The 347-nt window shown below is 43.2% G+C and carries 1 protein-coding gene; it reads left to right on the top strand.

Annotated elements, in window-relative coordinates; translation table 11 throughout:
* On the top strand, positions 1-347 hold a 347-nt coding region (locus tag JMA43_RS13990), incomplete at both ends, for a hypothetical protein (protein WP_342157322.1).

Below are 347 nucleotides of genomic sequence, written 5' to 3'. Positions count from 1 at the left end.
GATGGTGTAGGAAGCACTAGCTATACAGTAAGTTATACGAAAGATGATATTTCTACATTGGTAGTTACTGGTGGAACGGATAATGGAGATGGCACGGTAACAGGAGCTATCGGAACAGCGATTGTTCTTACAGCAACTAGTGGTGATTGTGAGACTGTTATCACCGTAGCGAGTCCAGATAATTGTGATGATCCTTGTGGCATGCCACAAATGAGTATTGGCGGAACCACATGTTCAGAGGATCAGACGACTTACAGTGTAAGTTTTGTAGCAAGCGCAGGAGTTACTGTAACAGCAGACCAAGGAACTGTAGGTACGAATATGATTACCGATATTCCAGTAGGAAT

This window comes from Joostella sp. CR20 (assembly GCF_038433465.1).
Classification (GTDB): domain Bacteria; phylum Bacteroidota; class Bacteroidia; order Flavobacteriales; family Flavobacteriaceae; genus Galbibacter.
The sequence above is the reverse complement of the archived record's forward strand: the minus strand, read 5'-3'. Positions and strand labels throughout refer to the sequence as shown.